The organism is Neisseria sp. HMSC078H04, assembly GCF_001838135.1.
In the GTDB taxonomy this organism is placed as follows: domain Bacteria; phylum Pseudomonadota; class Gammaproteobacteria; order Burkholderiales; family Neisseriaceae; genus Neisseria.
On record NZ_KV835852.1, the window covers coordinates 360,584 to 369,114 of the forward strand.

Genomic DNA, 8,531 nt, shown 5'->3' on the forward strand with positions numbered 1-8,531 from the left:
AGGTTGCGCTCTACCAACTGAGCTATTCCCGCTCTGATAGTTTGTTGCTTCGTATATCGAAGAAGACGCAATTATTATGGATTTAATCGTGTGCGTCAAGTGTTTTGTTTTTATTTTTTTAAAAATTTTATTTGAATTCTTTCCACGCCATTTTCAGGTAGTAGCACATGGACCAGATGGTCAATACAGATGCTATAAACATCAATATGTTACCAATGAGATAGAAAGGGTCGTTATATTTGTCTGTGCCAATAAGCAAAAGGAAGATGGCGATCATTTGGGCAGTGGTTTTGAATTTGCCGATTGTGGCCACTGCAACGCTGCCGCGTTTACCCATTTGTGCCATCCATTCGCGCAAGGCGGAAATGGTGATTTCCCGGCCGATAATAATCATGGCGAAGATGGCGTATGTTCTGCCAAGGCTGACGAGCAGGAGTAGGGCGACTGCAACCATAAGCTTGTCGGCAACGGGGTCGAGGAATGCGCCAAAGTCGGAGGTTTGTTTCCAGCGACGTGCTAAAAAACCATCAAACCAGTCTGTAATAGCGGCAAGTGCAAAGATGATAGCGGCTGTCCAGTTGACGGTTTGTGGTTGAATCCATGTATTCGGTAAATAGAATAGGATGGTGAACACGGGGATTAATAGGACGCGCATCCAGGTAAGTAAAATAGGTATGTTCCAAGGCATGGTTTGGGATCTTTTGGATGATGTGTCGGGTTGTTCATTATAGCTTATTTGTTCACTCTGCTTTTTGAAGTGTTGTTTTTTTGCCGACAAGTATCTTGGGCATAGATTTTTGTCGTGTGGGTTGTGAAGAAAATCTGCTAAGGCCGTCTGAAAAATAGGCTGTTGCGGGGTGTAAATGTTTTGGGGTAGAAAAGTAGCTGCGAAATAGTGAGCAATAAGGTCTGCCTGTTGTTCGATATTTAATTGGTTGATGTGGGGTAAGGGGATGGGATAGGTGTAAGCTTTGCGTTTTCTGTATCCGCCTTTGAGCATGATGAATAGGCCGGAAAGCCAAACTTTGTGACCGCGCTGGTGTTGCCAGACATGTGTCAGCTCATGAATCAGCCAAATTTTGTAGGCTATGCCGGCTTGAGTGAAATCTTCGGGGCAGTGTTTACGCGGAAAGTATATGTTTCCATTGGGCGCAATGGCGGTATTGGCGTTGGGTAGAAGTGGAATGCCGCGATATATTTTGATGCGGTGGAAGTTTATGCTGTCCGCAAAAACTTGTTTTGCCATACGGACTTCATTTTCGGTCAGTCTGCGCCAATCGGAAAAAATCATATTTGGAAGGGAATATAAGAGGGTATGAAGATTTCAGGCCGTCTGAAAGGTTTCAGACGGCCTGGTTCGGGATTTATTGTTCTGTTGAAGCGGCTTGTTTGCCGTTGTCGAACAATTTGTCCATAGGCGTCAGATTGACTGCGTTGCCTTGGCTGACTATCCATTTGTTTTCAACACGCCATACGCCTGAGGCATCTTCAACGCGCAGGTACCAATGATTGGTTGGGCGTAAAGGTTTAAAGACGGCTTCGTATTCCATGCGGCCGTTTTGTGGTTCGGCTGTTACGGCGCGCAGCTTGACGGTTTGGTCATCGGCTTTGCGCGTTGGGTGCATCAACAATAGGTTTAATGGCTGTTTGGTATCGAATTGTCCGCTGACGAATACTTTGGCGGCATTCATATCCGGACTGATTAAGACCTGCACCTGAATTTGCCGTTTAACGGCTTCTTCATCACGGTGAAGTTGGATTTCGATGTGTTTGCCGTCTTTGTAGTAATCGTCAGACACCAAGTCTGTCGTGTGTTCTTTTGCGACGAAGAACATGGAAACGCTGGCGATAACGACGAAGATGGGGCCGGCCATCAGCACCCAGGGCCAAATATGTTTGTACCAAGGTTTGATTTTGGGTTGTGGGGACACCGTTTATTCTCCGATAAAGGTTGCTTTTTCTTCTAAAGTAGTCGGTTTGGAGTCGGCAGAGCCGGTCTCGCGATAGATAAAGGTAAATTCAATCGGATGGCTGCCTTTGTCGGCGTATTCGGGAATGGTAGATACCTGTACTGGGATGGTAACGGTTTCCCGCGGCGCAATTTTAATACCGTTTTCAGGCAGGCCGGTCAGCGCGATTTCGTCAAAGCCTTTGACGGTTGCGGTCATCAGTTGTTCGTTTTCACTATTGTTGATAATACGCAGGTTATAGGCATTTTCCAACCAGCCTTGGCTGTTTTCGCGAACCATGACGCCACGGTCTTTCAGGATATCGACTTCGACCATTTTTCGGGTGGAAATGCCGACCAGGAAGGCGATGATGACCACCAGGAGTACTGCGCCATAACCGGCTACACGCGGACGTTTCAAGCGTTTTTTGATGTCGCTTTCAGGATATTCGTGTTCCAACGCGCCTTCGGTCGTATAACGGATCAAGCCACGCTCGTAGCCCATTTTGTCCATGATTTCATCGCAGGCATCGATACACGCCGCGCAGCCGATACATTGGTATTGCAAACCGTCGCGGATGTCGATACCGACGGGGCAGACTTGCACGCACATGGTGCAGTTGATGCAGTCGCCCAAGCCGCTGTCTTCTTTGTTGGCGGTTTTCTTGCGTGCGCCGCGCGGTTCGCCGCGTTCGGTATCGTAAGAAATAATCAGCGTGTCTTTGTCAAACATTGCACTTTGGAAACGTGCATACGGACACATATGCAGACACACTTTTTCGCGCATGATGTGGGCGAAGAAGAAAGTCATGAATCCGTAAAATGCTGCGGCAAACATCGTGCCGCCGCCTGCTGCTCCGGTGAATAAATCGGGAACAAATTGGCGGATCGGGACAAACCAGCCTGCAAAAGTGATACCTGTCCATGCGCAGACAAGGAAAATCAGCAGGTATTTGGTGGCCTTAATGCGAATTTTAGTAAAGTTCCAAGGCGATTTTTCCAGTTTTAGGCGTTTGTTTCTATCGCCTTCGACTAAGTTGTCAATCCACAGCATAATTTCGGTGTAAACCGTTTGAGGGCAAGAGTAGCCGCACCACAAACGACCGGCAATGGTTGTCCACCAAAACAATCCGAATGCGCAAATCATCAGCAGCAAGGCAAGGTAAATCAAATCGCCCATACCCAGCGACAGTCCGAAAATGAAGAAATGACGGTCAGGGATATTGAATAAAACCGCCTGACGGCCGCTCCAGTTGAACCATGGAATAACGTAAAATACAAACTGGGTCGCCAATACTGCGGCAATACGCAGTTTGGCAAAGCGTCCTTCCGCCTTTTTGGGATGGATGCGTTCGCCTTCGGGATGGATTTGAATCACGCTGGATTTGGGTTTGGAAGGTTTGGGCGGAGTGGCTTTTGCTGTTTTTTCTGTTGAGGGTGAGGTGTTTTCAGCTTGGTTTTCTGGTGACATTTCAGTGTTCCTTGATGAAGTGCACACAAGCCTGTTGTCATGGTAGTAGTTTGATGTGAATATTTTCAGACGGCCTTTCGCGTGCATACAAATCATAACATTTGACTCTATTCAAAGCAAAAGAGGGACTTCGTCTTAACGATGGATTTCTTGCGGCCGTTTGATGTAGGGCCGTCTGAAAAGGGCAGTATTCAAAGGTTTATGGTTCGGCCTGTGTGCAAACTTATAGTGATTTGCTATTTACACGATAAAAATATATAAAGCACTGTTTCAAAACGAAATAACAGTTAATATCATCTGTCCCGTCCGTTTCGGGCAACCGAGTGGAAACAGGCCGTCTGACAAAGCGAATATCAAAAGCTATCCTTGAAAGCACGGCTGATTCAGGCGATAATCGGCACACCTTTTTTCATATTTCCAATCTTGTCCAAGGAAGGTCAAACCATGTCTCAACTGGCAAACGCAATCCGTTTCCTCTCAGTCGATGCCGTACAAAAAGCCAACTCAGGCCACCCGGGTGCGCCTATGGGTATGGCGGAAATGGCGGAAGTGTTGTGGACGAAGTTTCTCAATCATAATCCGGCCAACCCAAAATTCTACAACCGCGACCGTTTTGTCCTCTCCAATGGTCATGCTTCCATGATTCTTTACAGCCTGTTGCACCTGACCGGCTACAACGTTTCTATTGATGACCTGAAAAACTTCCGCCAACTGCACAGCAAAACCCCCGGCCATCCTGAATACGGCTACACCGACGGCGTGGAAACCACGACCGGCCCGTTGGGACAAGGTATTGCCAACGCAGTGGGCATGGCTTTGGCCGAAAAAATCTTGGCTGCCGAATTCAATAAAGACGGTTTGAACATCGTTGACCACCACACCTACGTCTTCATGGGCGACGGCTGCATGATGGAAGGCGTATCGCACGAAGCCTGCTCGCTTGCCGGTACTTTCGGCTTGGGCAAACTGATTGTTTTATATGATGACAACAATATTTCCATCGACGGTAAAGTGGACGGCTGGTTTACCGAAAACATTCCGCAACGTTTTGAAAGCTACGGCTGGCAGGTGATTCCAAATGTAAACGGTCATGACACTGATGCCATTCAGACGGCCATTGAAGCCGCCCGCGCCGAAACCGGCAAACCGTCCCTCATCTGCTGCAAAACCTTAATTGGCAAAGGCAGCGCCAACAAAGAAGGCAGCCACAAAACCCACGGTGCGCCTTTAGGTGCGGACGAGATCGAAGCCACACGTAAACATTTGGGTTGGGCTTATCCTGCGTTTGAAATCCCTCAAGAGATCTATGCTGCATGGGATGCAAAAGAAAAAGGCGCGAAACTTGAGGCCGAATGGAACGAACTCTTCGCTCAATATCAAGCCAAATATCCTGCAGAAGCTGCAGAATTCGTGCGTCGCATGGATAAAAAACTGCCTGAAAACTTCGACGCTTACGTTCAAGCCGCATTGAAAGAAGTGTGCGCCAAAGCCGAAACCATCGCCACCCGTAAAGCCAGCCAAAACAGCATTGAAATCTTGGCAAAAGAGCTACCTGAATTGGTGGGCGGTTCTGCCGACTTGACCCCGTCCAACCTGACTGACTGGTCAAACAGCGTTTCCGTTACCCGCGAACACGGCGGCAACTATATTCACTACGGTGTGCGCGAGTTCGGCATGGGTGCGATCATGAACGGCCTTACCCTGCATGGCGGTGTTAAACCATTCGGCGCGACTTTCCTGATGTTCAGCGAATACGAGCGTAATGCCTTGCGCATGGCTTCGCTGATGAAAATCAACCCTGTATTTGTATTCACCCACGATTCCATCGGTTTGGGCGAAGACGGTCCGACCCACCAACCTATCGAGCAAACTGCCACTCTGCGCCTGATTCCGAATATGGATGTATGGCGTCCATGTGATACCGTTGAATCTTTGGTAGCGTGGTCTGAAGCCGTTAAAGCGGCCGATCACCCGTCCAGCTTGATTTTCAGCCGTCAAAACCTGAAATTCCAAGCGCGTGATGAGCAACAGCTGAACGACATCAAGCGCGGTGGCTACGTCATCAGTGAAGCTCAAGGCAATGCACAAGCTGTTGTAATTGCTACCGGTTCTGAAGTTGAATTGGCTCTGGAAGCGCAAAAAGTATTGGCAGAACAAGGTATTGCCGTACGCGTTGTTTCCATGCCTTCTACCAATGTATTCGACCGCCAAGATGCCGCCTATAAAGCCGCCGTTCTGCCGGAAGGTTTGCCACGCGTAGCCGTAGAAGCAGGACATGCCGACGGTTGGTATAAATACGTTGGTTTGAACGGCGCAGTGGTTGGTATCAACCGCTTTGGCGAGTCTGCACCTGCTGACTTGCTGTTCAAAGAATTCGGCTTTACCGTAGATAATGTGGTTGCTACTGTTAAATCCGTTTTGTAAATCGGATTTTTGATTGAGATAAAAAGGCCGTCTGAAATTTCAGACGGCCTTTTTTCTAGGTCTTGCCGTTTGGATCTTCGAATACGCTAAATTGTCATTTAAAGAGAAACGTTTTAATCAGCATCATTTCCGAGTTTGTGGGGAATTACTTTTAATTTAGTAACTGTTTTTCAAATGCCTGTTTCTTGGAATTTCCGACGGCCCTCCACCTGTATAGGAAAAAAGGTTGATTGAAACGGCATGTTTTGTTCCCAACCCTGTTGCATTAAAACTGTTTCTCCACACTGATGAATGTCTGCATGCTCTTACGGGAATAGAAGCCGCTCATATTGCTGTCGATTTTCAGATAACGGAAATTCAAATGCGGCACTAAGCCTTTCCATGAAATTTTATTGTGCCAAATAGAGGCATTTGCCTGATATTCATGGTCTTTACGGGTCAGATGGTACACCAGGCTACCCGGTGCATCAAAGGTACGGCGGGCGTAGCGCAGGTTGGTGCGGATGCCGAACCCGTTCTCAAACGCTTTCGCCGCGCCGAAGCGTATGCCCTTGCGCACGGATGCCTGCTCCGCTTCTTTGGTCATGTCGTGCGACCAGTCCACACCTCCGTAAATCAGCCAGTTTTTTGGCGCAGAGTACGCCAGCGTTGCACCCGCCAGCGGCATATGGCTGTTGTACCGCATTGCCGAATCGCTGTTTCGATAGTATTTCTTGATATAGCCTGCATTGAGAGAGAGCTGCCATTTTTCGCTCAGACGACGTGAGAAATCGGTATTGATACCGGTTTCGCGATTATAGCGTTTGCCGCCCAGCCAGTTTTGCTCGGCAAACGGCACAATTCCGAAGGATTGCACAGCCGAACGGTTTTTATAGCCCGCCGCCAAGCGCAGGCTTTGCTCGTTAAAATCCTGATTGTCCCAATAATGCACGCCATTGCCGCTCAGGCTGCCGTAAACAAAATGATGTCCGCCCACATTGATTTCACGCGACACACCTGCGCCATAGCGGATCCCGCGCGCCTTTTGCGGCAGGCTGTCAGCGGTTTTATTCCAGCGTCTGCCGTTCCATTCTATAACACGCTCGGACGAGGCATTGTTCACATTATCGGTCTGCTCGTATTGTAGCGAAATATCGGGCTGCCAGCTTTGCGTCGATTCAATGGCGGCAAGATAACGGTCGGCAAGTTGCTGCATGGGCGGCTGCAAATCCGGTTTTGCCCGTTTCAATTCCGCCTTTGCCTCGCGGTACTGCTTGTTTTCAAACATCATAACGCCCAAATCGAAACGCGGATACGCCAAATCGGGATGTTTCGCCAAAATACCGCGATAGAGCGATACAGCCTCACCATGCCGCAACTGACTGCGCCGCAACGCGCCTAAAGCATAATCGTATAAAACGGCATCACGGTCGGGCGCGGCTTTATATTGCGCCAATAAACCTTCCAGCATCTTCCAGTCGCGTCCGATTAATGCGCGGTTGATCTGTGCTTCCAATGAGGAATCGGCAGAAAGGTCGTCTGAAAGCCTCTGTTCTACGGGTTTGTCGTCGGTAAAATCTTTTGAGGGTGTTTCGCTGTTGGGTTGTTTGTCAAAAAATACAGGCTCAGGTACACGGACAACGGGTGTATCGGCAAGGGCGGCTATTGGGAAAGGGAGCATCAGTAAGACGAGATGATTTTTATTCATTTTATTCAGTAGGATATGGATGGCAGGAGTATCCGGTTATTATACGGATAACGCGGTGAAAATGGTCGAAAAGGTCGTCTGAAACGGTTTCAGACGACCTTTTACATCATAATTAAGATGGAAAATTATTTTTGAATCTCTCCGCGTTTCCCGCCGAAGCCGACAGTATCTTTGCCATTAAAGATAACTTTGCCTGCAATTTCTTCTGCATTTTTACCGAAGAAACCTAAAGAGTAAGAGCCTGATTTGTCACCTTGGGTTGCAGTAGATGAAATACCAGTTCTTGAAATCGAACCTTGTTTTAATGTAATGTTATTTCCTAAGCCGGTAATAGTTCCTGAGCCTGTTTTATTTTCAAAATTAACATTGTAATCTAGTGTTCCATTATTTTCGGCATCAAATGCTTTACCGCTATAATTAGCTGTTCCTTTTGTTGGTATCGCTTCTAATTTTGTTTTTAGGCCGGCAATTCGTACATTCGATAGTTCATTAATACTAGAAAAATTACGAACACCTGATTTAGTATCTGCAAAAATAATTGAATACGGTTGATTATAGATTGCTTTACCGGTAGTAATAGTTTCTCTTACTGAATAGCAATGTCCATTTGTACAACTAGATGAGGAACTACTTGATGTGCCATATTGATTTGTAGTTAGCCCATTACGATATTGTCCATTATAAATTCCTTTAGCATTATTGACGATAAGTGTTTCAAGGTTGACTTTTGCTGTATCTTCATCTAAATCTACATTATTTTTAGCAAAATCAGCGGCTTGATATTCATTAAGGCCTTCAGCAATAGCAAGTTTTGTCAAATCTTTTATTTTAATCATGTTATCTAAATTTGCTTTAGATACATCATCTTCATTATTGATATTATTTTGCGCAAATTGTTTTGCTTCGTCATCGTTTAGCCCTTTAGATTTAGCTTGTTCAATTAACTCAGCAGTTTTTTGTGCAATACGAGCTTCTTCAGCTTTACGAGCTTCTTCAGCCTT

General features: G+C 46.9%; 6 protein-coding genes. 1 reads left to right on the top strand and 5 read right to left on the bottom strand.

What is annotated here, in order from left to right:
• Window positions 1–127: 127 nt before the first annotated feature.
• The 3 genes from pgsA to ccoG all read right to left on the bottom strand — a co-directional run bounded on the left by pgsA (window position 128) and on the right by ccoG (window position 3,419).
• A complete protein-coding gene (gene pgsA / locus HMPREF2560_RS10440) occupies window positions 128–688 on the bottom strand; it encodes a CDP-diacylglycerol--glycerol-3-phosphate 3-phosphatidyltransferase (protein WP_003679552.1) in 561 nt (186 codons plus the stop codon).
• A gap of 676 nt (window positions 689–1,364) precedes the next feature.
• Window positions 1,365–1,931, bottom strand: coding sequence for a FixH family protein (locus HMPREF2560_RS10450; protein ID WP_039862483.1), 567 nt, complete (start codon window positions 1,929–1,931; stop codon window positions 1,365–1,367).
• A 3-nt stretch (window positions 1,932–1,934) separates the two neighbouring features.
• The gene (gene ccoG, locus HMPREF2560_RS10455; RefSeq protein ID WP_070607664.1) at window positions 1,935–3,419 is read right to left on the bottom strand and encodes a cytochrome c oxidase accessory protein CcoG; all 1,485 of its coding nucleotides are present in this window, start codon (window positions 3,417–3,419) and stop codon (window positions 1,935–1,937) included.
• Between the two features lie 444 nt (window positions 3,420–3,863).
• Here ccoG and tkt point away from each other — a divergent pair, with 444 nt between their 5' ends.
• Entirely contained in the window at window positions 3,864–5,843 is a 1,980-nt protein-coding gene (gene tkt, locus HMPREF2560_RS10460; RefSeq protein ID WP_070607659.1) for a transketolase, read from the top strand.
• Between the two features lie 265 nt (window positions 5,844–6,108).
• On the opposite strand, the gene HMPREF2560_RS10465 is transcribed toward tkt, so the two are convergent.
• Together HMPREF2560_RS10465 and HMPREF2560_RS10470 are read right to left on the bottom strand one after the other, a co-directional pair.
• Window positions 6,109–7,530: a surface lipoprotein assembly modifier gene (locus HMPREF2560_RS10465; protein WP_070607656.1), complete on the bottom strand. Its 1,422-nt coding sequence runs from the start codon at window positions 7,528–7,530 to the stop codon at window positions 6,109–6,111.
• 125 nt (window positions 7,531–7,655) lie between these two features.
• Window positions 7,656–8,531, bottom strand: an 876-nt coding sequence (locus tag HMPREF2560_RS10470) for a Slam-dependent surface lipoprotein (RefSeq protein ID WP_070873865.1), incomplete at its 5' end; no start/stop codon positions are given.